Raw genomic sequence first — 23020 nt, 5'->3', positions numbered from 1 at the left:
CACTGGGGGCGTGGGGGCTGGTCGCCGCCGCCGGTCTCCTGGTGTGGCCATGACCGCTCACCCCGCGGATCGGGTCAGGTTCAGGCCCGCCGCGCTGAAGGACAGCCGTCCTCGTGACTGGATCACGCGGTTCGGTTTCGGAGCCGGAGTGTCGGTCGTCGCGGGGGTGGTGTCCGTTTTGGCCGGTCCGCGCGTGGGTGGCGCCTTCCTGGCCTTTCCGGCGATCCTGCTGGCCTCGCTCACCCTGGTGGCCAAGGAGGAGGGCGTTCGCCAGGCCCGGAACGAGGCGCGGGGTGCAACCTTCGGCACTCTCGGCTTGCTGGCCTTCGCCCTGGTCACGGCCCTCACCGTCGGCCGCCTCCCGCTGTGGCTGGTGTTCGTCGCGGCCGTGTCCGGCTGGGCGCTGGTCGCGCTGGGTGCCTACCTGATCGCCCGGTTCGCCGGGGCCGGCGGGGACGAGCCCCCTGCGGGGTGACCCGGGGGCCCGGTTCCGCCAACCGGTCGAAACGTGCCTACTGGGCGGTCCAGCCCCCGTCGACGGCGATGAGCGCGCCGGTGATGAAACTGGCCGCGTCGGAGCAGAGGAAGGCGACGGCCTCGGCGACCTCACCGGGCTGTCCGATCCGGCCGATCGGGTGGGCGTCGCCGAAGGAGGCGAGCATCTCCCGTCCGTTGTCGACGACGCCTTCCATGATGTCGGTGTCGATGACTCCGGGGAGTACGGCGTTGGAGCGGATGCCCTTCGGCCCGCCCTCCACGGCGAGCACGCGGGTGATCTGGGCAAGGGCACCCTTGGAGGCCGCGTAGGCGGTCTGGGTGGCGAAGGCGACGACGGAGGAGACCGACGCGATGGAGACGATCGCGCCGCCGCCGTTGGCTTCCATCACGCGGAAGGCCTCGCGGGCCTGTACGAAGTTGCCGTAGGCGTTGACCCGCATGATCGTGTCGAAGTCGTCGACGGTGGTGTCGGTGATCGGTTTGTTGAGGGTGCGGCCCGCGTTGTTGACGAGGATGTCCAGCCGGCCGAACCGGTCGGTCGCCAGCCGCATGGTCGCTTGCGCGTGGTTCTCGTCGGAGACGTCGCCGACGAGGGCGGCCACGGTGTCCGGATCGTCCGCGGCCAGTTGCCCGACGGCCTCGGACCGGTCGGTGACGACCAGACGGGCGCCCCGTGCACGCAACAGCGTGGCGGTGGCGTGACCGATGCCGCGGGCGGCGCCGGTGACGACGGCGACGCGGCCGGTCAGATCCCAAGTGGACGGCAGCGCGCCGGGATTCGGGTTGGTGCTCACGGTTTCCTAATCAGTAGTAGGGATACGGAGTTCGTGGCTTTGGGGCCGTGGGGTTGTGTTCCTTGCTTTCCTGATGTCGTGCCGGGGTCGGCGTTGCCCTGCCGGACGTACGGCGATCTCTCACCATGTTCACCGAACGCGAGGCGCGCAGGGAGGGCGCCGTCTTCCTGGTAGTAGCGCACCCAGGCAAAGGAATCGTCCCGCACCTACCATGCGGGTATGGCTCGGTCGGAACTCGGCGACTATCTCAGCGCCCGGCGGGCGCAGGTCGGTCCCGGGGAGGTGAACCTGCCCGGTACCGGGCACCGCCGGGTTCCCGGCCTGCGTCGCGAAGAGGTGGCGATGCTGGCCGGGGTGAGCGTGGACTACTACGTCCGCCTCGAACAGGGACGCGAACGAACGCCCTCGGTGCAGGTGGTCGATGCCTTGGCCGTCGCACTCCGGCTCGACGAGGACGGGCGACGGCACCTGTTCCGGGTGGCCGGGCTCAGTCCGCGCCCCAGGGTCGCCGCGGCCCGTGCCCACGTCGACCCGAGCCTGCTTCAGCTGATGGCCGCGTGGCCGGACAACCCGGCTATCGTCTACAACCGGGCGTTCGACGTGCTGGCGTCCAACACGATCGCGGACGCGCTTTTCCATGCCTGGCCGCATTCGCACAACCTGATGCACGTCGTGTTCACCGATCCGGCCGCGCGGGTGTTCTACCGGGACTGGCACGAGGTCGCCCGCAATTCGGTGGCCGGATTCCGGCTCGGCTACGGCGAGGCACCCGGCGACCCCCGGATTCAGCAGGTGCTCAGGGAACTGCTCGCGGACAGCCGCGAGTTCGCCGAACTGTGGGCCCGGCATGACGCTCGCGGCAAGGCGCTGGAACGGAAGCGCTTCCAGCACGGCCAGGTCGGATCCCTCACGCTGACCATGCAGACCTTCGATGTGCGATCGAGCCCGGGGCAGGAACTCGTCGTCTACCACGCCGAGCCGGGCTCGGCGAGCAACGAGGCACTCAAACTGCTCGGCTCCCTGGCCGCCAGCACCCGGCAGGGGAGCTGAGCGAGAGCCCTCGCTGCTCGTCAGGACCGGGGAAATGCCGTCGCGGTGCTGTTCCTGGTGTCTCGGATGCGCTGGGCGAGGAAAAGCGCCGCCCGATCCAGGGCTTCGTCGGCCTCGTCGAGGACACCGGCGAACGACTGGAACACGTGGGGTACGTCGGCGGTGATGTCCAGGACGACGTCCACTCCGGCCGCCCGCGCTCGCGAGGCCAGGCGCGTGGAGTCGTCCAGGAGGATTTCGTTGGTGCCCGCCTGCAGGAGCATGGGCGGGAAACCGGTCAGATCGGCGAAGACGGCCGGGCTGAGCAGGGGCTGGCGCGGGTCCTGCCCGGCGAGGTACAGCGCGCCGGTGCGCTCCAGGTCCTCGCGCTGGAACAACGGATCGATGCCGGCCTTGGTGTTCATGCTCTCGCCCGTGTGGGTCAGGTCGAGCCCGGGGGAGAACGCCACGATCGCGGCGGGCATGGGCAGGCCCGCGTCGCGGGCGGCGAGGCAGGTGGTGACGGTCAGCCCGCCGCCGGCGGAGTCCCCGGCGAACGCGATCGCCGAAGGGTCTTCGCCACTGTCGAGGAGGGCGCGGTAGGCGCTCACCGCGTCGTCGATCGCGGCCGGGAACGGGTGCTCCGGGGCCAGCCGGTAGTCCAGCGAGAAGGCCCTGAACCCGGTCCTGACCACCAGGTTCCCCGTCAGCGACAGCGCCGTGTCCGGCGAACCGAACACGAAGGAGCCGCCGTGGAAGTACAGGATCGTCCCGGCCTTCGGGGTACCGGGCGGATCGACGAGTACCGCGGGCCGGTCGCCGAGCGACACGGTCCGGGTGCCGATCCCGGCGGGCACGATCATCCCGGCCATCAACGCCCTGAACCCGGCACGGATCTCCTCCACCGGTCGAGGGCCCTCGGGCTGGGGCTGCCGCAGCATCGCGTCGATCTTCGCTCGTTGTTCCCTGCTCATTGTCTCCTCCTGAAAAGTAGCTGCCCGCACAGTATATGCCTTGGCATTATAATGGCGGGCTCCGAGGCCGTCCCGGCCGCGGCCGGTGCGATGCCGCACCGGCCGCGTCACGCCACTTTCCGGAGCTCAGGACGCGGCTTCGCCGAACCAGCGGGGCAGATGGCCGAGCAGATCCTGCTGATCGTCACCGGCCCACGCCACGTGGCCGTCCGGCCGCAGCAGCACGGCGGGCGCGTCCAGTTCCTCGCTGACGTCGACGACGTGGTCGATCCGATCCGCCCACCCCGCGACCGAGAGCAGGCCGGTCTGGTCGAGCAGCAGGCCCCGGCCTGCGTGCATCAGGCCGTAGAGGCGCCCCCGCTTCAGCGCCACATCCCGCATCCGGCTGCCGAGCAGGTCATGCCCCTCGCCGAAGTCGTAGCGGACCCCGATCGCCGTGATCTTCTCGATCAGATACCGGTTCACCTCCTCGAAGTCCATCAGTTCCGACACCAGCCTGCGCACCGCCTGCGGGCCCGGCTCCGGGGACATCAGCTCGATCTGCGCGCGGGTGTTGGCCAGCACGTCGGCGGCCACCGGGTGCCGTTCGGTGTGGTAGCTGTCCAGCAGCCCCTCCGGCGCCCAGCCGCCGACCTCGGCGGCCAGTTTCCAGCCGAGGTTGAACGCGTCCTGGACGCCCAGGTTGAGCCCCTGCCCGCCGGCCGGCGGGTGGATGTGCGCCGCGTCGCCGGCCAGCAGCACCCGCCCGGTCCGGTAGCGCTCGGCCAGCCGGGTGGCGTCCCCGAAACGGGAGAGCCACCGCGGCGAGTGCACGCCGAAGTCGGTGCCGGCGAGTTTGCGCAACTGCTGCTTGAACTCGTCGAAGGTCGGCGGGACCGAGCGGTCCTCGGCCACCCCCTCGGCGGGCACGACCACGCGGTACACCCCTTCGCCGAAGGGTACGACGCCGAACCGCTTGTGGGTCTCGCGGACTTCGGTGACCACGGCGGTGAGCGTCTCCGGTGGCACGTCCACGTCCATTTCGCCCAGCAGGGTCTCGTTCCTGCTCGGTTCACCGGGGAAGCCGACCCCGAGCAGCTTGCGCACGGTGCTGCGGCCGCCGTCGCAGCCCACGAGGTAGCTTGAGCGCAACCGTGTGCCGTCGGCCAGTTCGGCGGTCACCCCGTCGTCGTCCTGGGTCAGCCCGACCAGTTCGCCACCGCGCCGGATCTCGGCACCGAGTTCGAGGGCACGCTCGGCCAGCAGCCGGTCGATGACGGGCTGCGGGATGCCGAGGACGTACGAATGCGCGGTGTCCAGGCGGTCGGGCGAGGGCTTCGCGATACCGGCGAAGAAACCCCCGAGCGGGTACTGCTTGCCGTGCGCGAGGAACCGCTCCAGCAGGCCGCGCTGGTCCATCACCTCGATGCTTCGCACATGCAGCCCGAGCGCGCGGACCACCTTGGTCGGCTCCGCTTCCCTCTCCAGCACGAGCGCGCGCACGCCGTGCAGCCGCAACTCGGCCGCCAGCATCAGACCGGTCGGCCCGGCGCCGGCGATGATCACGTCAAACATGAACCACCCATTCACTGAGGTTGCCTTTCGGCCAGTTGCTCCGCACGGTCGGCGGAGCGCACCCGCGAGCACGCGTACTTCGCGAATTCCCCGATCTCCGCAGGTTCTGGCTTCGGTCGCAGATTCTGCGGCACCACCGGGGTCTTGCCGCAAGCCCCCTGGTGCGCTATATGTTGGGTATGGGAGGGAGTCCGGTCTCTTCTCGACTCCCGTGTCCGGACGAGCCCCGGGCGAGGAACGTCGTCGATCGCCCTGAGTGTGCCCCTGCTCCGTTTTGGGTCCAGCACCGTCTGCTGGATCGTCGAACGCACGTGTGAAACCCATCTGATCGTGTGGTGTTGTTGGCTTTCTTTCGTCGAGAGGGTTGTGGTGTGACCGAGAACTGGGGGTTTTCCGGGCCCGATCCGGAATTGTATGAGCGTATCGCCGCGCTGGAGCGGGATGAGGTGTTGTCGCTGATCGCGGCGGCTGAGGCGTGTTCGAGTGCGTGCCAGGCGGTGAAACTGGCGGGTATTGCGGCGTTGGGGGATGCGGATTCGGTGGCGAAGGAGGTTGCCCTGGAATTGTGGTGCGCGTCAGGCGGAGGGTCAGGTCCTGTCTGACGAGCAGTCGCGGGAGGTGGATGCGCGGGTGGTGGGGAAGATCACCACGCGGGATGCGACGTCGGTGCGGCGGCTGGTGAACAGGACCGTCGCCCCGGTCGCCCCGGACGGGCATGCACGGCGGTGTGAGGAGCGCAAGCGGTCCCGCCGTGTTCAGCTGTGCCATGAGGATGACGGGATGGCCACCCTGTATGCGTATCTCCCGGCCGAGATCGCCGCCACCATCTACACCCGAGTCGATCGCGTCGCTCGACGACTGCGCAGCAACGGTGAGGAACGCACCTTGGACGAGTTGCGGGCGGATGTGTTCTCCGATCTGTGCCTCGGCGTGGCCTGCGAGGTGGAGCCGCCGAGAGCGGAAGTCTTTGTGTATCTGGATTTCCTGACCTGGACCGGGCTGCGCAACGAACCCGCCGAACTGGCCGGGCATGGCCCGATTCCCGCCCGACTGGCGCGGGAGATCGCTGCGAATGCGACGATCCGGCGGGTCATCACCGACCCGATGACCGGCGCACCCATCGAAGTCGGGCGGCACCGTTACCGGCCGTCCGCCGCCACCAAGGAGTTGGTGCAGGTGCGGGACCGGGAGTGTCGGGTGCCGGGGTGTCACCGACCGGTCCAGGCCTGGGCCCAGGGCGGCGACACCGACAGCAGCAACCTCTGCGGCCTGTGCCGCCGGGATCACCGGTTGAAGGACGAACCGGGCTGGCAGCACCGGATGACCGACACCGGGGTTCTGGAGATCACCACCCCGGCCGGTCGCACCTACCGCAGCCAACCCGAACCCCTCATCACCGCCGCCTGATCAGATTCAAATCCCTGTCAGTGCGGTGATCTCATGCACGCCTCGCGGCAGCAGGACGCTGATGCGTTTTTACCAGGCGGTGTTTCGTGAGAGTCGTGATGTTTCCGTCGCCCTCGCGCGGTTACGGCATCCCGCGTGCCACCGGCTGCCACTACCTCGCCGACGGCGAGGTTCCGTGCCGGAAGTGCGAGGGCACTGACCGTTTCCCGTCGGGTGCTGGAACGCCGATCACAACGGCCGCGTCGGTTTTCACGAGCTGGACTCGGCTTTTCGGGTGCCGCAAGAAATTTCGCCATCGCCGCAGGGGGTGGGGTCAGGTTGGTCGCGCAGGTGCAGGTGGACGGCGACCCGGCCGAAATGGAGTTCCTCGGCGACGGCCATGAAACAGCGCAGCGTCCGTAGTTCAACCACCGAGGACGACAACCATCCGGTATCGGCAATGTCGGCTGCCTGTGCGCCGAACGCCCCGGGAACGCCGCGTGACGGGCGCTGCCGCCGACAAATCAGATCGAACCCAGATCGGCGGACAGCCAGTGTTCGGGACGCATGGCGATGACGATGTGTTCGCCGAGCTGGGTCCGTTCGTACTCCACGAATCCGGCGACCTTGTCCGGCGGCAGGTACCGTGCGGCCATCTCCCACGACCGCTCGCCGGTGTCCGGCTCGGTCCTGGTCACCGGCCCCTCCACCGACACGTAGCGGACCGTCGGCACGACCCGCTGCACCATCAGGCTGAACCGGCCGGTCGCGGCGATCGCGCGGGCCTTCCGCGAGCCGGGAGGCGTGCGCACCCACAGTTCCCCACCCGGCGTGTACTGGTACCAGATGGGAACCGTCAGCGGTGCCCGGTCCGGTCTCTCGACCACGGAGAGCGCGCCGACGTGAGGTTCTGCCAGGAACTGTTCCCGTACTTCCACCGATAGCCCCATGTGCCGGAGGCTACCCGCCGGGCCCGCCGAAAACACTGCGTTTCCCCTGGCCGGCGGGTCAGTCTCCTCCGCAGGAAGGCTCGCTCCCGCTCGCGCGGTGGCTACCGCTTGATCCCCACGCCGCCGACGGCGAGCGTCGCGGCGGGGTCGCCGCTGTAGGGTTCTTCGTTCGCCCCGGCGAGTTCCGGCTTCCACTCCGGGGTCCAGACCACGCCCGGATCAACCAGTTCGAAGTCACCGAACAGGTCCTTGACTTCGGCGTGGGGGCGCAGGTGCACCGGGCTCGTCGCGACGCGGACGTACTGGTCGGCGACTTCCTTGAGCCGATCGGTGGTGCCCTCGTCGGTCGCGTGCGTGAGCACGAGCGCGCTTCCCCGCGGCAGGATCGAACGGTAGAACGCCAGCGCCTCGGTCGGCGTGGGCGCGGAGGTCGGCGGCATGAAGTGCAGCAGCGCCACGAGCAGCAGTGCGACCGGCTCGTCGGGATCGATGTAGCCGGAATCGATGATGCGCTGCCAGAGCGTGTCGGTGTCGAAGAAGTTCCCGCCCAGCGCGTGGTGCCGGTCCGGGTCGGCCGTGTCGGCGAGCAGGATCTGCCCGTGCGCCAGCGCCACCGGGTCGTTGTCGACGTAGACGACGTGGCTGTCGGTACCGACCTCGTCCGCGATCTCGTGCACCGCCCCGGCGGAGGGCAGGCCCGAGCCGATGTCCACGAACTGGCGGATGCCCTGCGCGCGCAGGTGGCGGACGGCGCGGCGCAGGAAACCCCGGTTCGCGACCGCGAAGGTGCGCGCCTCGGGCAGGATCTGCAGCATCCGCTCGGCGAAGTCACGGTCGATGACCCAGTTGTTGGGGCTCTCACCCTGCAGGTAGTAGTCGTAGATCCGGGCCACGTGCGGCTTGTCGAGGCTGTTCTTCAGGATCTCGCGGTGACGCTCGTAGTCGGAACTGGCATGCATCGATGGTCCCCCGGGAGAAAGTCGCATGATTACTGCTGGTTGTGTTGGCGGGCCACTATAGCGCGCTGCCCCATCGCTGCGGGGCCGGAGCCGGTGTCACCGGAGCCGAAGTCCGTCCGAATGCCGGGAGAAGGACGGGTGCGGGCCGGAGTTGCGGTCGCCGTGCCGCGATTTCGGACTAAAGTGGGAGTACCGGTCTGTGAAACAGCCCGGGACGAAGGACGAAGGTGCCGGGGACGGACCAAGGGTGGTTCTCCACCATGAGGGATGTACATCGACTCGAGCCCATGCCGATGAACCCGGGCGGCGGTGCCGTGCTTGCGGCGTGGGAACGGTTCGTGCGGGGCGAGGACCAGGTCCCGGGCATCCGGCCGCTGGTGGCGATCTCCTGGCACCGCTGCCGGGAGCAGTACCGGGTCGACCCCCACCTCACGGAGGCTCCGGTGGCCGTCGCGGAGCCCGGCCACACGCCCGAGCACGATGTCGTCTTCGCCGAACTGGGCTTTCGCGCCGCCTCCGTGGCACAGGAAATGAACACCCTCGGCGGCGTCGTCACCGTCACCGATGCCACGGGCCGGATCCTGGCCGAGTGGGGCGACCAGGCCACCCTCACCAGAGCCACCGACTCCCGTCTGGCGCCCTGGTTCTGCTGGTCGGAGTGCGCGGCCGGGACCAACGGCATGGGCACGGCCCTCGAAGCGCACGGCCCGGTGTCGATCGCCGGAGCGGAGCACTGGTGCCAGGCGTTTCACAACTGGGTCTGCGCGGGCGTCGCGGTGCGGGACGTGGTGACCAAGGAACCGATCGCGGTGCTGAACATCTCCCGCTGGCGCAGCCAGCTTCCCGTCACCGTGGGAAGCTGGCTGGCGAACGCGGTCGCCACGACCCAGTGCACGCTGAAGAGGCGCGCCCGGGACAGCGGCGCCGAGCTGATCGCCGCCTACACCCAGGCAAGGGGCCGCTCCAGGGTGGCGCTCGCCGCGCTGGACACCGCGGGCAAGGTGGTGATCGCCGACGACACGGCGAGCGTGCTCATGGGGGTTCCGGCGGACACCCCGGCGGTCGACCCCACGCTGCGATGGACCCCCGGGCTGCCCGAACTGGTCGGAGCCGTCCGGTATGCCCTCCCGCGGGCGGCCCGCAATCCCGGCTGGGTCGGCTCGACGCAGATCTTCACCCGCCTCGCCGACGAGCCGACCTCGATCAGCATCCGCCCCGTCTTCTCGTCCGGGCGCCTGATCGGGAACCTGGTCTCGTTCGGTACCTCCGAAGGGGCTCAGATGCTCCAGACCGAGGAGACGGCGCACCCGAGAACCCAGCCGCGCCGGCTGGTCGCGACGCGCGGCAACCGGATGGTGCTGTTGCGGCTGCCGGAGGTCTCCTTCGCCGAATCGGAGGGGAACGACGTGTGGCTCTCCACCGACCGGGGGCGCTTGCGGGCCGCCTCTCCGGGGCTGGACAAACTCGACGGTGAACTGGCGGACGCGGGTTTCCTGCGGGTGCACCGCCGGTATGTGGTCAACCTCGGCCGCATCCGCGAGATCGAGCGTTCCCCCAAGGGTGAGCTGTCCCTGGTCATGGACGACCGGGCGAACACGATGGTGCCGGTTTCCCGGCGGAACGCGCCGGCCGTGCGCCGCGCGCTGGATATCTGACCACCTCAGCACAAGCTTTGTCCCTGGAGGGATTCCCGTGTCCGACAGCGCTGAGAGGGGCGCGAGCATCCGCGACTGGTGGCCGGACAGGCTCGATCTGAGGCCACTGAGGAAACACTCCGCCGCCGCGAACCCCATGGGCGAGGACTTCGACTACGCCAAGGAGTTCCTCGGCCTCGACCTCGACGCACTGGCCGCGGACGTCGACGAGGTGCTCACGACCTCGCAGGAATGGTGGCCCGCCGATTTCGGCCACTACGGGCCGCTCGTGATCCGGATGGTGTGGCACGGCGCCGGGACGTACCGAATCGCCGACGGGCGCGGCGGTGCGGGCGCGGGGATGCAGCGGTTCGCGCCGCTGAACAGCTGGCCGGACAACCGCAACCTGGACAAGGCACGCCGTCTGCTGTGGCCGGTGAAGAAGAAGTACGGCCGCAGGATCTCCTGGGCCGACCTGATGGTCTTCGCGGGCAACCGGGCACTGGAAACCATGGGGTTGAAGACCTTCGGCTTCGCCGGCGGCCGGGCGGACGCCTGGGAGTCCGACGAGGACATCTACTGGGGTCCCGAGCGCACCTGGCTCGGCGACGAGCGCCACGGCGGCGTCCGGGCGCTGGAAAACCCGCTCGCCGCCGCCCAGATGGGCCTCATCTACGTCAACCCGGAAGGGCCGAACACCGTCCCGGACCCCCGCACCTCCGCCCGGGACATCCGTGAGACGTTCCGGCGGATGGGGATGAACGACGAAGAGACCGTCGCGCTGATCGCGGGCGGGCACACGTTCGGCAAGACCCACGGCGCGGCCGACCCGGACCGCCACCTCGGCCCCGATCCCGAGGGTGCCCCGCTGGAGGAGCAGGGGCTGGGCTGGAGGAGCGGCTACGGCACCGGAAAGGGCGCCGACGCCATCAGCAGCGGGCTCGAGGGCACGTGGACCCCCACGCCGACGAGGTGGGACAACAGCTTCTTCGAGACCCTGTTCGGCTACGAGTGGGACCTGGAACTGAGCCCCGCCGGTCTGTGGCAGTGGATTCCGCGGGACGGCGGGGGGACCGGCACCGTGCCGGACGCCCACGACCCGGCGAAGACACACGCCCCGACGATTCTGACGACGGACCTCGCGCTGCGGTTCGATCCGGTCTACGAGCCGATTTCACGGCGCTTCCTGGAGAACCCGGACCGGTTGGCGGACGCGTTCGCCCGGGCCTGGTTCAAGCTGACGCACCTCGACCTGGGGCCGATCCGGCGTTACCTCGGCCCGCTGGTGCCGCGCGAAACGCTGATCTGGCAGGACCCGGTCCCCGCCGTGGATCACGAGCCGGCCGGAGCGGACGACATCGCCGCCCTCAAGGCCGAGATCGCCGGCTCGGGGCTGTCGGTCGCCGAGCTGGTGTCCACGGCGTGGGCGTCGGCCTCGACGTTCCGCATCAGCGACCGGCGTGGCGGGGCCAACGGGGCGCGCATCCGCCTCGAACCGCAACGCGGCTGGCAGGTCAACGACCCGGACCGGCTGGCGCGGGTGCTGGGCACGCTGGAGCGGATCCAGGCGTCCTCCGGCAACTCCCGGACCGGGGGCAAGAAGGTTTCGCTGGCCGACCTGATCGTGCTCGGCGGGTGTGCCGCGGTCGAGCTGGCGGCCCAGGCCGCCGGTCACGACATCGAGGTCCCCTTCCTCCCTGGACGTGGCGACGCGTCGCAGGAGTGGACCGATGTGGCGTCCTTCGCGGCGCTCGAGCCGACCGCGGACGGCTTCCGCAACCACCGCGGCAAGGGCAACCGCCTGCCGTCGGAGTACCTGCTGATCGACCGGGCGAACCTGCTGGACCTGACCGCGCCCGAGATGACCGTTCTGGTGGGCGGCCTGCGCGTGCTGGGCGCGAACACCGGGCAGTCCCCGCTGGGCGTGCTCACCTCGGCCCCCGGGACGCTGACCAACGACTTCTTCGTGAACCTGCTCGACCCGGGCATCGAGTGGCGGCCGACGGAGGACCCGGAGATCTTCGAGGGCCGCGACCGGCACGGCGAGGTCGAGTGGACCGCCAGCCGCGTGGACCTCGTGTTCGGCGCGAACTCGGAGCTGCGGGCGCTCGCCGAGGTCTACGCGAGCGACGACGCCGGAGAGAAGTTCGTGCGTGACTTCGTGGCCGCGTGGGACAAGGTCATGAACCTGGACCGCTACGACCTCGCCTGATCGGCGGGATCCCGGGCCAGTGGCGGAAAACCGGGTACGAACGGCGGCCGGCGGCGGGCGAACGGCACGGCTCGCCGGGCTCGCCGCCCGCCCTTGTCGGTTCGATTCACCGGGCGTAAAGTTTTGTGTTGCCATTTCTGGATCAGAGACACGCCCATTAGTTTCGATATGATGTCGTCTCGGACAATTCATCATCACGGTCCACGCCGGGGGATTCGGTCAGGTGAGCGATTTCCATGTCGGACCGCGTGCTTCTGTGTCAGGCGGACAACGGGTTCCGGATGAGGAGGTGAAGCCCGATGACGACGGTGCAGGAGCGAACCGAGCTGCTGGACGAGATCGGGTTGGACGCACAGAACAAGGCGGCACTGGGGCAGGTGCTGGGTACCGGGAGGATCGGACGGGCCACGGAGCGGCCCGACGGCCGGATGGCCGCGACGCTCCGGATCCGGCCCGACGAGATCAGCTGGGACCCCTCGATCCTGGTCATGCCCCACGGAGGTGATCTCGAGCTCGAACTCGTCAATGACGACCTGAACACGCACTGCGCGCTCCTGCCGAGCAATGGCGACAGGAAATTCATCTGGTTGGTGAACCATTCGAAGGGAAGGGCGACCCTCAACCTCGACGGCCCGGGTTACTACTGGTTCAGCTCGCCCACCGGCAACGACGAAGGCCGGGGACTGACCGGCGCCATCGTCGTGCTGGGAGACGTTCCCCCGGAGGCTCGCCTCGACCGTCCCGACCAGCCGCGGCCCTAGAGAGCCCAGCAAGGAGGAGAATGCCATGACCGTCGATTACGTGGACGCGGGCGAGGCCGTCGACCAGGGAAAGCTGAGCGGCAAGATCCCCGGAGGCGAGGTAGCGCCGCCGGTCGTCCGCGAGGTCGGCTACGAGCGCATTCTGAACGCCAGGTCGGAGCCCCAGAACTGGCTCACCTACTACGGTGCCTACAACGGACAGCGGTACAGCCCGCTGGACCAGATCACCACGGAGAACGTCAAACGGCTCGTCCCCGCCTGGGTCTTTCAGGCAGGCACGACCGGCCTCATCGCGGGTGCGTCGACCTACTCGTTCGAGGCGGCCCCGATCGTCGTCGACGGGATCATGTTCCTGTCCGGCTGGGATGGCTGGGTCTGGGCCCTCGACGCCAAGACGGGCGTGGAGATCTGGCGGTACAAGCACGCCGTCCCCTTCGACGTGTCGCTGTGCTGCGGGAACGTGAACCGCGGCGTCGCCGTGGCGCAGGGGAAGGTCTTCTTCGTCACGGCCAACGCCCATGTGCTCGCGCTCGACGCCACCACCGGCAAGCAGGTCTGGGCCAAGATCTACGGGGACGTCCGTGCGGGGGAGAGCGCCACGCTCGCGCCGCTGGTGGTGAAGAACAAGGTCATCGTCGGAAGTTCCGGCGGGGAGTTCGGGGTGCGCGGCCACCTGGACGCGTTCGACCTCGAGACCGGCGAATACCAGTGGCGCTGCTACACGGTCCCGAAGCCAGGGGAACCCGGCTCCGAGACCTGGCCCGCCGACGGCGAGGCCTGGGCGCGGGGCGGCGCGAACTGCTGGATCACCGGCACCTTCGACCCGGAGACCAACCTGCTGTACGTGGGCACCGGCAACCCGGCGCCCGATTTCGACGGAGCGGTCCGCGAGGGCGACAACCTCTACACCGACACCATCATCGCGGTCGATGTCGACAGCGGGCAGATCGCCTGGCACTACCAGTGCACCCCGCACGACGTGTGGGACTACGACAGCATCGGCGAGTGCATCCTGTTCGAGTCGGAGGGGCGCAAGCTCCTCGGGCACTTCGACAAGAACGGCTACTTCTTCGTCCTCGACCGCACGAACGGCGAACTGGTCCACATCACCCCCTTCGTGGACCGGATCACCTGGGGTGCGATCACCAGGGACGGCAAGGTGACGCCGAAGGTGTACCCCGACGAGGAGGGCGTACCGGTCCACTTCTACCCGGGGCCCGCGGGCGGCAAGGAATGGACGCACGCGGCCTACAGCCCCAGGACCGAACTGTTCTACGTCCCGGTCCAGGACGTCGGGGCCACGGCCACCCGGTGGCGCCGGGAGTTCAAGGAGAGCATCCCGTACTGGGGTGCCGGTGTTCAGGTGGACATCGAGGACATGGCGGGCAGCATCAGCGCGTTCGACGCGAACGGTGACGAGAAGTGGCGCTGGCGCAACGAGCTTCCGATGTGCGCTTCGGTGCTCGCCACCGGCGGCGACCTGGTGTTCGCCGGTGAACCCACCGGGGAGTACAACGCGCTGGACGCCCGCACCGGGGACCTGCTGTGGCAGTTCCAGTGCGGTAGCGGTCACCACAGCAGCCCGACCACCTACCTGGTCGACGGCAGGCAGTACATCGCCGTGCCGGTCGGGTGGGGCGCCTGGGCCGAGGGATTCCTCCCCGGCATGCTCGGCGCCGGCCACGGAAGCGCGCTGATCGTGTTCGCCCTCCCGGAAACGTCGTAGCCCCGCGGGACCGCCTGCCGGATTTTGGCGGAGAGGAGGTGGATTCATGGAGTCTGAGCTCGTCGTGTGGGAGACACCCGAGTTCGAAGAGATCGCAGTCGCACCCGAAGTGACCATGTACGTCGCTCGGATGGAGGACTAGCGGGATGTGGGGCGGTGCCGGGCCCGGGGTCCGGCACCGCCCAGGGCCCGGTTCACGGCCGGGTCTGCGACGGACGGAGTGCCATGGTGTTGCTGCGGGTGCTGGGCTCGGCGGCGGGGGGCGGCTCTCCGCAGTGGAACTGCGGCTGCCCGGTGTGCACGGCCGTCCGTTGCGGGGCGGCGCCCGCTCGTACCCAGTCGTCGGTGGCGGTCAGTGCCGACCGCCGGCGCTGGTTCCTGGTCAACGCCTCACCCGACGTCCGCGCGCAGATCGAGGCCTTCCCCGGTCTGCACCCACGCGACGACCGGACGACGCCGATCGAGGCGGTGCTGCTCACCGACGCCGAGCTGGACCACACGCTCGGCCTGCTGCTGCTGCGCGAAGCGCGCGCGGGCTTGCTGGTGTACGCCACTGCGGCGACGCACAAGACGTTGTGCGACGGCTCGGGGCTGTTGCGGACACTCGAACGCTACTGCCCGGTCGAATGGCGGGCGGTGCTCCCCGGTGCCGATGTGCCCTTGGCCGACGGGCTTTCCTGCCGGGCGTTCGACGTGCCCACCACCAAGCGGGCCCGGTTCGGCCCCGGCGCGGACCACGGCCGCGTCGTGGGCTACCGGCTGACCGACGAGCGCAGCGGAGGGACGCTGGTGTACCTGCCGGGGGTGCAGGCGCTCACCCCGGCGCTGCGCGCGGAGATCCAGGGCTGCCACTGCCTGCTGATCGACGGGACGTGCTGGCGCGACGACGAGCTGATACGGCTCGGCCTGGCGGGCAGGACGTCCCGGGAGATGGGCCACCTGCCCATCGACGGGCCGGACGGCAGCCTGGCGCAGCTCCCCTCGCTGGGGGTGGAGCGCACGATCTTCGTCCACCTGAACAACACCAATCCGGTTCTGCTGGACGACGCGCCCGAGCGGCGCATCGTGGAGGACAGCGGCATGGAGGTGGCCATGGACGGCCTCGAGGTCGAGGTGTAGTGCCGTGACGACGACGAGCGGAAGCACGAGAACCGGTACCGACGGCTTCGTCGAGACACTGCGGGCCCACTCGCGGCGCTACCACGACCAGCACTCGTTCCACGTCCGCATGAACAGCGGCGGGCTGAGCCGGCGGCAGATCCGGGGCTGGGTGGCCAACCGCTTCTACTACCAGGAGAACATCCCCCGCAAGGACGCGGCGATCCTGTCCAACTGCCCCGACCCCGGGGTCCGCCGCCGCTGGATCCGGCGGATCCTCGACCACGACGGCACCGCCGACGGCGAAGGCGGCATCGAGGCGTGGCTGCGTCTCGGCGAGGCCGCCGGACTGACCCGCGAAGAGATCCGGGACCACCGGCACCTGGTTCCCGGGGTGCGGTTCGCCGTCGACGCCTACGTGAACTTCGCCCGGACCCGCCCCTGGGTGGAGGCGGTGGCCTCCTCGCTCACCGAGCTGTTCGCGCCCGACCTGATGGCGGAGCGGCTGGCCGCGTTCGAGCGGTGGTACTCGTGGATCGACCCGGAGGGCCTCGCCTATTTCCGCGCTAGGCTGGAGCAGGCCCCCCGGGACTGCGAGCACGCCCTCGAGGTGGTCACCGCGTACTGCCTGTCGGCCGAGTCCCAGGTGCGCGCCGTCGATGCGCTGTCGTTCAAGTGCGACGTCCTGTGGAGCCTGCTGGACGCCGTCGACCAGGCCTACCCGGAGTGAGCGTCATGCATCCGACCCAGACCGGCGGCAGGACCCGACCCGGCGCCGGAGTGTCCGATTCGGACCGTCCCCGGCTGGCGCGCCATGTCCGGCTGACGTTCTGCCGGACCAGGCAGCGCAGGATCCTGTTGCACCCCGAGACGGTGGTGGTGCTGAACGACAGTGGCGCGGACATCCTGGAGCTGTGCGACGGACGGCGCACCGTGGCCGAGATCGTGGCCGAACTGGGGGCGCGCTACCAGGCCGTCCCCGACGACGAGGTGCGGCAGTTCCTGTCCCGGCTCGTCGCCCGGCGTTGCGTGGAGCTGGCCGATGGATAGCCCCTTCGGACTGCTCGCCGAGCTCACCTACCGCTGTCCGCTGGCCTGTGCGTACTGCTCCAACCCGCTGAACATGGCGGACTACTCCGACGAGCTGACCACCGGCGAGTGGCGGCGGGTGCTGGGCGAGGCCGCCGGACTGGGGATTCTGCAGTGCCACCTGTCCGGCGGGGAACCGCTGCTGCGGCGCGACCTGGTGGAGATCGTGGTGGCCGCCCACGAGTTCGGCCTCTACACCAACCTCGTGACCAGCGCCCTCGGGCTCTCGCGCCCGAGGGCCGAGCAGCTGCGGACCGCCGGTCTGGACCACGTGCAGATCAGCATCCAGGCGGGCGATGCGGCGGCGTCCGACCGGATCGCCGGGACCCCGTCCTTCCAGCGCAAGATCGAGGCGATGGGCGTGGCCAAGGAGCTGGGCTGGCCGCTCACCGTGAACGTGGTGCTGCACCGGTACAACATCGACCGCGTCGCCGACGTGCTCGCGCTGGCCGAAGAGGCGGGCGCGGACCGGGTGGAGCTGGCCAATACCCAGTACTACGGCTGGGCCTGGCGGAACCGGGACGCGCTGCTGCCGAGCCGGGCCCAGCTCGAAGCGGCCGAGGCCGTCGTGCGGGCCGCCCGCGAGCGGTTGCGGGACCGCATGGAGGTCATCTACGTCATTCCCGACTACTACAGCCGTTTCCCGAAGCCCTGCATGGGCGGCTGGGCCTCCCGGCAGCTGACGGTGACGCCGAACGGCGACGTCCTGCCCTGCCCGGCCGCGCAGTCCCTGCCGTTGCCGCGGGCCAGCGTGCGGGAGGACTCGCTGGAGCGGATCTGGGCCGAGGCCCCGGTGATGACCGCGTTCCGGGGGACGGACTGGATGCCGGAGCCCTGCCGGAGCTGCGCCCGGCGGGAGCTGGACTTCGGCGGGTGCCGCTGCCAGGCGTTCCAGCTCACCGGCGACGCCGCCCGCACCGACCCGGTCTGCCAGTACTCGCCCGACCACGACCTGGTCGTCAGGGCGGTCGAGGCCGCCAACGCCGCATCGCGGCCCGCTGACCCTCCGCTGATCCCCCGCCCGCACCGCGTTCGCCGCCGCTGAGGAAGAACTAGTCGCCGAACACCAGCGGCAGCGACGCGGCGGCGATGATCAGGGCGACCCCGCTCAGCAGGTCCGAGCGGATCCGGATGAGGCGCGCCGCGGCACGCCCGAGCTGCAGCCCGACCAGCGACAGCACCGCCGTCACGGTGCCGAAGACGGCGGCCGAGAACCAGGGCGAGAGCCCGAGGATCCCCAGACTCGCCCCGGCGACCAGGTTGTCCAGGCTCAGCGTCAACGGGATGCCGAACAGCGCCCACGGGTGGTCCAGCTTGTCCGGCTCGGGGTTCCGGAAGGCCGAGACGATGAGGTAGAGACCGTAGGCCCCGAGCGCGGCCGCCCCCACGTAGTCGGCGACGCCCCCGAAGGCCTTCCCGATCTGGTGGCCGATCAGCAACCCGGCCAGTGGCATGACCGCGTCCCACAGTCCGAAGGTCAGCGCGACCTGAACCGCGCGTTTCAGGCCGAAGGGGATGGTGCCGAGTGCGATCGAAACCCGGAAATTGTCGAGACTGAGTATGAAACCGAGGGCCAGTACTTCCCAGATCATGGCGACGCCCCTGCCCGGGGACGACCTGCCCCGACAGGAAAGACCGTGCCAGGAACAACGCTGTCTCGGCTGACATCCGCCATGGTAAGAGATGATATCCCAGCTGGTTCGCGAAATGAATTCGTCACCATTGCCGTTCACGTTTCCCATTCGAAGCCACTGATCTTCGGGTGCGCGCCGGGAGTCCGGGTCCGCCGACGGTGCCGCCGGGGCGGGCGGACGGCGTGGGATGTGACAAGATCGGAAGATGGTCTTTCCTTCCCGCGGCCGGGTCGCGACATCCGTGCTCGAGGTCGCGTACGAATGTGCGGGTGAGGCCGGCGGGATTCCGGTGATCCTGCTGCACGGCTTTCCCTACGATGTGCGGGCGTTCGATGACGTCGCCCCGATCCTCGCCGCCAAGGGTGCCTTCGTGCTCGCACCGTACTTGCGCGGCTTCGGCCCGACGCGGTTCCGGGACGGTGCCACGGTCCGGTCCGGCCAGCAGGCCGCGCTCGCCCAGGACCTGCTCGACTTCATGGACGCACTGGGCCTCGGCAGTGCGGTGCTCGCGGGCTACGACTGGGGAGGCCGGGCGGCCTGCATCACGGCCGCGCTGTTCCCGGACCGGGTACGCGGCCTGGTCTCCGTCGACGGCTACAACATCCAGAACCTCGCCTACGCGGGAGAGCCCGCCGCCCCGGAATGGGAGCGCAGCTACTGGTACCAGTACTACTTCCACTCCGAGCGGGGGCGGCGCGGGCTGGAGCGCAACCGTGACGAACTCTGCGAACTGCTCTGGCGTACCTGGTCGCCGACCTGGGCCGCCGCGCAGGAAGCCTTTCCCGCCACCGCCCCGAGCCTGCACAACCCCGATTTCGTCGACGTGGTGATCCATTCCTACCGGCATCGTTACGGACTCGTCGACGGCGACCCGCGATACCAGCAGCTCGAAGAACGCATTGCCGGGGAGCCGCCCATCACCGTCCCCACCGTCGTGCTCGAAAGCGGTGCCGACGGCGTGGGCGGCCCGAGCGCGGCCGAAGACCGCGAGTACTTCACGGGGCCCTATGAGCACCGGCTCCTGTCGCGGGTGGGACACAACGTTCCCCAGGAGGCGCCGGACGCCTTCGCGGACGCCGTGGCCGGCTTGCTGACCTGATCGGCACCGGCCGCGACCGCCGGGGCGACGTCGCTCCCCCTCCGGCCCGAGTCCCACGCTCCGGCGTCTGTGTCCCACGTTCCGGCGTTTGTGTTCCACGCTCCGGTGCATGAGTTCCACCTTCGGGCGCATGAGTTCCACACTCTGGCGTTTGTGTCCCGCTGTGAGGACCTGAGCGCTCTTCCGGTGAGCCGAGGCCCTGCGGCATCGCGCTAACCTGGCGGACATGTTCGGTCTGGTCGAACCACCGCTGTTCACGCGTTTGCGCGGCGCAGGCCGGGTCCTGATCGCCGGGGCAGGCGGCGGTTTCGACGTCTATGCCGGGCTACCGCTCGCGTTGGCCCTGCGGAGCCAGGGTAAACAGGTTCATCTGGCCAATCTCAGCTTCAGCAACCTCGACGGGCTGGACCTCGGCGACTGGGTGGAACCGGGCGTTGCGGCGGTCCACCCGGCTTCCCGGGGCAATGACGACTACTTTCCCGAACGGACACTGGCGCGCTGGCTGGCCGCCTCGGGGCTTCCGGCCACTGTGTGGGCGTTTCCGAGGTCGGGTGTCCGGCCGCTGCGGTCGGCCTACCGGTCCTTGGTCCTGCGGCTGAACCTCGACGCGGTGGTGCTCGTCGACGGGGGCACCGACATCCTGATGCGCGGAGACGAGGCGGGGCTGGGCACCCCCGAGGAGGACATGACGAGCCTCGCCGCGGTGGCCGGTCTCGATGGCGACCTGGTGCGGCTTGTCGCGTGCCTGGGTTTCGGCATAGACGCCCACCACGGAGTGTGCCACGCCCATGTGCTGGAGAATCTCGCCGCGCTCCAACGGCTCGGTGCGTATCTGGGTGCCTTCTCCCTGCCGGCCGGCTCGGCGGAGGCGGAGGCGTATCTGGATGCCGTCGCCCACGCACAGGCGGCGACGCCCCGCCGGCCCAGCATCGTCAACGGGCAGATCGCGGCCGCGGTCCGCGGCGAGTTCGGTGATGTGCATGCCACCGCGCGGACGAGCGGCAGCGAACTGTTCGTCAACCCGCTCATGGCCCTGTACTTCACTCTCGACCTTCCCGGCCTCGCCCGAACCGTCGACTACCTTCCTCGGCTCGAAAACACCGAGCACGCCCACGAAGTTGCCTTCGCGATCAGGGCGCACCACAAGACCCGCGGCCGGCCGCGCCCACCGCGCAGCATCCCCCACTGAACGGGGCTGGGGCGGTCAGGGCCGGACTCCGCGGAAGAGGTTGCCGACGAGGCTCACCGCGAAGTCCTCGTCGATGGGGAGGTTGGGCAGGGTCTGGGCCTGACCGATGAGCTCGGCGATCACGCGCCCCGCGGGTTTCTGCGGTGTGCCTGCCCCCGGCATCGTCCTTCCTGGCGAGTCCGCCGAGGCGGGCCTGCTCGCCCCCGCGCGGTGGACGGCGACGTCGGTGCGAAGCGGAACCGCGGAGATCAGGTCCAGTCGCGGAGGTCCGCCACGTACCATTCGTGCTGCTGCCGTTCCCAGGCCTGCATGTCGGGATAGCGGTTTCCGCAGTAGCGGCGCACCATGTGGGCGGCCAGCGTTTCACGTTCGGCATCGTCGGCCAGCACGATCGTCTCCCGGCCCGCCCGGATTTCGAAACCACCGTCCGCCCGCCGCCTGCCCTCGGCCTCGCCGCTGTTCCCCCCGCGGCCGCCGGAAGCGTACAGATAGGCGGCATACACGGACCGATAGGCGAATTCGTCGTCCGAATCATGGATCTGATCCAGCCAGGCCTCGAACTTCTCCCTTGGTCGAGATGGGCTCATGCGAGACCCGGGGAGCGGTGCGACCGTCGTCGTGTCCCCGTCGAAAGGTCTTTGTTCATGTCCCTGAAGCGAATCCCTTCTCGATCGGCGTGCGCTGGTCACCGGCGGCACCAAGGGTACCGGTGCCGCCACGTCCTACGACGGTGACGAGACCGTCCGCCTCGCCAACGACAGTGAGTTAGTGCTCGGCGGTTCGGTGTGGACCATGGCCGGGGCCCGGTCAGCCGGGGACGTCCAGCCGTCGGGTACCGACGACCTTCAGCAGCTGAAGCGTCTCGAAGGCTTGCGATCCCGGCTCGGCGGTGAAGATGACCAGTTGCCGGTCCTGGCCGGGCACGGTCAGCACGTCGAAATCCAGTTCGACCGGGCCGACCTGGGGATGCCGGAACACCTGGCGGCTGTGGTGCTCGACGCGCACCGCCTGCGCGTTCCGCAGGTGGGTGAACTCCGCGCTGCCGGCCAGCAGTTCGTCGATGAGGGCGCGGATCTCCTTGCTGCCGGGGGAGAGATGCGTCCCCCGGCTGTCTCAGTCCTTCTCGCCGGGACCATTCCGGCGGTCGATCGCCTCGATCCAGTTCACGGCGACGGCCGCGGCCTGAACCAGTTCGGCGCGAAGCCGGACCGGATCGGCCTCGGCGAGCGCCTCGTGGACCTCTTCGAGGAAGATGTCGCGCCACGTGCCCTTGCCGTCGCGGAAGTTGTCCTCGCAGGTTCTCCGGGCGGTCGCCGCGGCCGTCTCGTCGGCGGGTGCGCCGGTGCCGTCGGGGTGGTTCTGCTCGCCCCAGCGGGCGTCCTGGCGGGCGCGCTCGGCGGCGATCTCGGCGAGCGCGCGGGCCTGCGCCGCATCGGCCCGCTCGGCGTCCCCGGTGGCCTGGACAGCGGTCACGTGGATGGCCTGCTTGCGGCCGAACTCGTTTCGGATGGCGTTGACGACCTGCTGGAGCTCGTCGCGGCTCTCCGGGGTGATGGTGATCGTGATTCGGTGCGCGCCGGCCACGGTGGGTCTCCTCGGTGGGATGGTTCGGACGTGGAGCAGGAGACCCTACTTGACGCACGTCGTCAAGTACTTGACAATGATCGTCAAGGAGGTGAGCGATGCTCGCGGACCAGATCGCGACCGTCATCCGCACACGTCTGCTCGACCCGGTGGAGATCCTCTTCGGCGACGCGGGCGACCTGCCCGCGCGCACCGAGGTCCTGGCCCGGCAGCTCGCCGCGACCATCGAGGGCGACGACGAGCGGGCGGCCGTGCACGCGCTTTCCCGGCTGATCGGCGCGCTCTACCCGGGCGACGGCCCGTTCGACCCGCCCGCCGGCTGGTGGCGCACTCCGCTCGGCCGGGCCGTGGCCCGGCGGATCGGTCATCCCGGCGCGAGGACCGTGCCGTACTCGGTGGCCGGAGCCATGCTGGGCGTCACCAAACAGGGCGTCCACGACCTCGTCCGGCGCGGGAAGTTGATCAAGGGCACCGAGGGTGGTGTCACCACGGACTCGGTGAGAGAGAGGCTGAACTCATGAAGGTACTGGCGCTGCACGGGGCGGGCGGGTCGCCGTCCGACTGGGAGAAGGTCGTGGCGGAGCTGGACGGCGAGCACGAAATCGTGCCGCTGTCCCTGGAAGGCCCGTGGGAATGGGAGTCGGTGCTCGACCGGATCGAGCCGCACGCCGACGGCAACCCCGCCGTGCTGGGAATGTCCCTCGGCGGCATGGTCGCGGCACTGTGGGGGCGGCGGCACCCCGAATGCCCGGCCGTGATCGACATCGACGGCCATGGCGTGCCCACCCAGCTGCAGCGGCACGTAAACCCCGACCTGGCGGCCATCGCCGGACTGCGGGAGATGTTCACC

Annotated in this window: 26 protein-coding genes and 1 pseudogene; 17 read left to right on the top strand and 10 right to left on the bottom strand. The window is 69.7% G+C overall.

The window, feature by feature from the left end:
- Window positions 1-475: DUF3147 family protein (locus tag FNH05_RS08890; RefSeq protein WP_222426556.1), on the top strand; the 475-nt coding region annotated here is incomplete at its 5' end.
- A 37-nt stretch (window positions 476-512) separates the two neighbouring features.
- On the opposite strand, the gene FNH05_RS08885 is transcribed toward FNH05_RS08890, so the two are convergent.
- Window positions 513-1292 (bottom strand): SDR family NAD(P)-dependent oxidoreductase, encoded by a 780-nt coding sequence (locus FNH05_RS08885; RefSeq protein WP_246127620.1) that lies wholly within the window; start codon window positions 1290-1292, stop codon window positions 513-515.
- A 219-nt stretch (window positions 1293-1511) separates the two neighbouring features.
- On the opposite strand from FNH05_RS08885, the gene FNH05_RS08880 reads away from it, so the two are divergent.
- Window positions 1512-2342: a helix-turn-helix transcriptional regulator gene (locus FNH05_RS08880; protein ID WP_144586851.1), complete on the top strand. Its 831-nt coding sequence runs from the start codon at window positions 1512-1514 to the stop codon at window positions 2340-2342.
- A 20-nt stretch (window positions 2343-2362) separates the two neighbouring features.
- On the opposite strand, the gene FNH05_RS08875 is transcribed toward FNH05_RS08880, so the two are convergent.
- Window positions 2363-3295 carry an alpha/beta hydrolase gene (locus tag FNH05_RS08875; RefSeq protein ID WP_144586850.1) on the bottom strand — a complete coding sequence of 311 codons (933 nt, stop codon included), beginning with the start codon at window positions 3293-3295 and terminating at the stop codon, window positions 2363-2365.
- 126 nt (window positions 3296-3421) lie between these two features.
- Window positions 3422-4849: a rifampin monooxygenase gene (rox, locus tag FNH05_RS08870; RefSeq protein WP_144586849.1), complete on the bottom strand. Its 1428-nt coding sequence runs from the start codon at window positions 4847-4849 to the stop codon at window positions 3422-3424.
- A gap of 371 nt (window positions 4850-5220) precedes the next feature.
- Between rox and FNH05_RS37920 the strand changes: the two genes are divergently transcribed.
- Window positions 5221-5451, top strand: coding sequence for a hypothetical protein (locus FNH05_RS37920; protein ID WP_186382456.1), 231 nt, complete (start codon window positions 5221-5223; stop codon window positions 5449-5451).
- 28 nt (window positions 5452-5479) lie between these two features.
- Entirely contained in the window at window positions 5480-6256 is a 777-nt protein-coding gene (locus FNH05_RS08865; protein WP_186382455.1) for an HNH endonuclease signature motif containing protein, read from the top strand.
- 503 nt (window positions 6257-6759) lie between these two features.
- On the opposite strand, the gene FNH05_RS08860 is transcribed toward FNH05_RS08865, so the two are convergent.
- The gene (locus FNH05_RS08860) at window positions 6760-7185 is read right to left on the bottom strand and encodes a pyridoxamine 5'-phosphate oxidase family protein (RefSeq protein WP_144586847.1); all 426 of its coding nucleotides are present in this window, start codon (window positions 7183-7185) and stop codon (window positions 6760-6762) included.
- A gap of 101 nt (window positions 7186-7286) precedes the next feature.
- Window positions 7287-8144: an SAM-dependent methyltransferase gene (locus tag FNH05_RS08855; RefSeq protein WP_144586846.1), complete on the bottom strand. Its 858-nt coding sequence runs from the start codon at window positions 8142-8144 to the stop codon at window positions 7287-7289.
- 287 nt (window positions 8145-8431) lie between these two features.
- On the opposite strand from FNH05_RS08855, the gene FNH05_RS39725 reads away from it, so the two are divergent.
- The 9 genes from FNH05_RS39725 (at window position 8432) to pqqE (ending at window position 17709) form a co-directional block, all read left to right on the top strand.
- Window positions 8432-9799: a DNA-binding protein gene (locus FNH05_RS39725; RefSeq protein WP_222426555.1), complete on the top strand. Its 1368-nt coding sequence runs from the start codon at window positions 8432-8434 to the stop codon at window positions 9797-9799.
- Complete coding sequence (gene katG / locus FNH05_RS08845) at window positions 9792-11990, top strand: catalase/peroxidase HPI (protein WP_186382458.1); 2199 nt, start codon at window positions 9792-9794, stop codon at window positions 11988-11990. Before FNH05_RS39725 ends, katG begins: the two co-directional genes overlap by 8 nt.
- 299 nt (window positions 11991-12289) lie before the next feature.
- Window positions 12290-12751, top strand: a complete 462-nt coding sequence (locus FNH05_RS08840) for an MSMEG_3727 family PQQ-associated protein (protein WP_144586843.1) — start codon at window positions 12290-12292, stop codon at window positions 12749-12751.
- 25 nt (window positions 12752-12776) lie between these two features.
- Window positions 12777-14477: a PQQ-dependent dehydrogenase, methanol/ethanol family gene (locus FNH05_RS08835; RefSeq protein ID WP_144586842.1), complete on the top strand. Its 1701-nt coding sequence runs from the start codon at window positions 12777-12779 to the stop codon at window positions 14475-14477.
- A gap of 46 nt (window positions 14478-14523) precedes the next feature.
- Window positions 14524-14619 (top strand): pyrroloquinoline quinone precursor peptide PqqA, encoded by a 96-nt coding sequence (pqqA, locus tag FNH05_RS08830; protein WP_144586841.1) that lies wholly within the window; start codon window positions 14524-14526, stop codon window positions 14617-14619.
- Between the two features lie 83 nt (window positions 14620-14702).
- Window positions 14703-15596: a pyrroloquinoline quinone biosynthesis protein PqqB gene (pqqB, locus tag FNH05_RS08825; protein WP_246127619.1), complete on the top strand. Its 894-nt coding sequence runs from the start codon at window positions 14703-14705 to the stop codon at window positions 15594-15596.
- Window positions 15597-15600: 4 nt separating this feature from the next.
- Window positions 15601-16305: a pyrroloquinoline-quinone synthase PqqC gene (gene pqqC, locus FNH05_RS08820; protein WP_144586840.1), complete on the top strand. Its 705-nt coding sequence runs from the start codon at window positions 15601-15603 to the stop codon at window positions 16303-16305.
- 5 nt (window positions 16306-16310) lie between these two features.
- Window positions 16311-16625, top strand: coding sequence for a pyrroloquinoline quinone biosynthesis peptide chaperone PqqD (pqqD, locus tag FNH05_RS08815; protein WP_144586839.1), 315 nt, complete (start codon window positions 16311-16313; stop codon window positions 16623-16625).
- Window positions 16618-17709, top strand: coding sequence for a pyrroloquinoline quinone biosynthesis protein PqqE (pqqE, locus tag FNH05_RS08810; RefSeq protein WP_144586838.1), 1092 nt, complete (start codon window positions 16618-16620; stop codon window positions 17707-17709). The genes pqqD and pqqE overlap by 8 nt, the downstream gene beginning before the upstream one ends.
- A 7-nt stretch (window positions 17710-17716) precedes the next feature.
- Here the strand turns inward: pqqE and FNH05_RS08805 are convergent, their stop codons facing one another.
- The gene (locus FNH05_RS08805) at window positions 17717-18256 is read right to left on the bottom strand and encodes a manganese efflux pump MntP (RefSeq protein ID WP_144586837.1); all 540 of its coding nucleotides are present in this window, start codon (window positions 18254-18256) and stop codon (window positions 17717-17719) included.
- Window positions 18257-18503: 247 nt separating this feature from the next.
- On the opposite strand from FNH05_RS08805, the gene FNH05_RS08800 reads away from it, so the two are divergent.
- Complete coding sequence (locus FNH05_RS08800; RefSeq protein ID WP_144586836.1) at window positions 18504-19397, top strand: alpha/beta fold hydrolase; 894 nt, start codon at window positions 18504-18506, stop codon at window positions 19395-19397.
- Between the two features lie 226 nt (window positions 19398-19623).
- Window positions 19624-20586 (top strand): DUF1152 domain-containing protein, encoded by a 963-nt coding sequence (locus FNH05_RS08795; RefSeq protein ID WP_144586835.1) that lies wholly within the window; start codon window positions 19624-19626, stop codon window positions 20584-20586.
- 15 nt (window positions 20587-20601) lie between these two features.
- Here the strand turns inward: FNH05_RS08795 and FNH05_RS37915 are convergent, their stop codons facing one another.
- The 4 genes and pseudogenes from FNH05_RS37915 to FNH05_RS08780 all read right to left on the bottom strand — a co-directional run bounded on the left by FNH05_RS37915 (window position 20602) and on the right by FNH05_RS08780 (window position 22170).
- Complete coding sequence (locus tag FNH05_RS37915) at window positions 20602-20748, bottom strand: hypothetical protein (protein ID WP_186382454.1); 147 nt, start codon at window positions 20746-20748, stop codon at window positions 20602-20604.
- 86 nt (window positions 20749-20834) lie between these two features.
- Window positions 20835-21173, bottom strand: coding sequence for a hypothetical protein (locus FNH05_RS08790; protein ID WP_144586834.1), 339 nt, complete (start codon window positions 21171-21173; stop codon window positions 20835-20837).
- A 220-nt stretch (window positions 21174-21393) separates the two neighbouring features.
- A pseudogene (locus FNH05_RS08785) lies at window positions 21394-21666 on the bottom strand (MmyB family transcriptional regulator); the annotation flags it as partial.
- A gap of 33 nt (window positions 21667-21699) precedes the next feature.
- Window positions 21700-22170, bottom strand: a complete 471-nt coding sequence (locus FNH05_RS08780; RefSeq protein WP_246127618.1) for a hypothetical protein — start codon at window positions 22168-22170, stop codon at window positions 21700-21702.
- A 98-nt stretch (window positions 22171-22268) separates the two neighbouring features.
- On the opposite strand from FNH05_RS08780, the gene FNH05_RS08775 reads away from it, so the two are divergent.
- Window positions 22269-22691: a hypothetical protein gene (locus FNH05_RS08775; RefSeq protein ID WP_144586832.1), complete on the top strand. Its 423-nt coding sequence runs from the start codon at window positions 22269-22271 to the stop codon at window positions 22689-22691.
- The coding region (locus FNH05_RS08770; protein WP_144586831.1) for an alpha/beta fold hydrolase at window positions 22688-23020 on the top strand (333 nt) is incomplete at its 3' end. The genes FNH05_RS08775 and FNH05_RS08770, both read left to right, overlap by 4 nt.

It is taken from the genome of Amycolatopsis rhizosphaerae, from assembly GCF_007713715.1.
GTDB classification, from domain to species: Bacteria; Actinomycetota; Actinomycetes; order Mycobacteriales; family Pseudonocardiaceae; genus Amycolatopsis_E; species Amycolatopsis_E rhizosphaerae.
The sequence above is the reverse complement of the archived record's forward strand: the minus strand, read 5'-3'. Positions and strand labels throughout refer to the sequence as shown.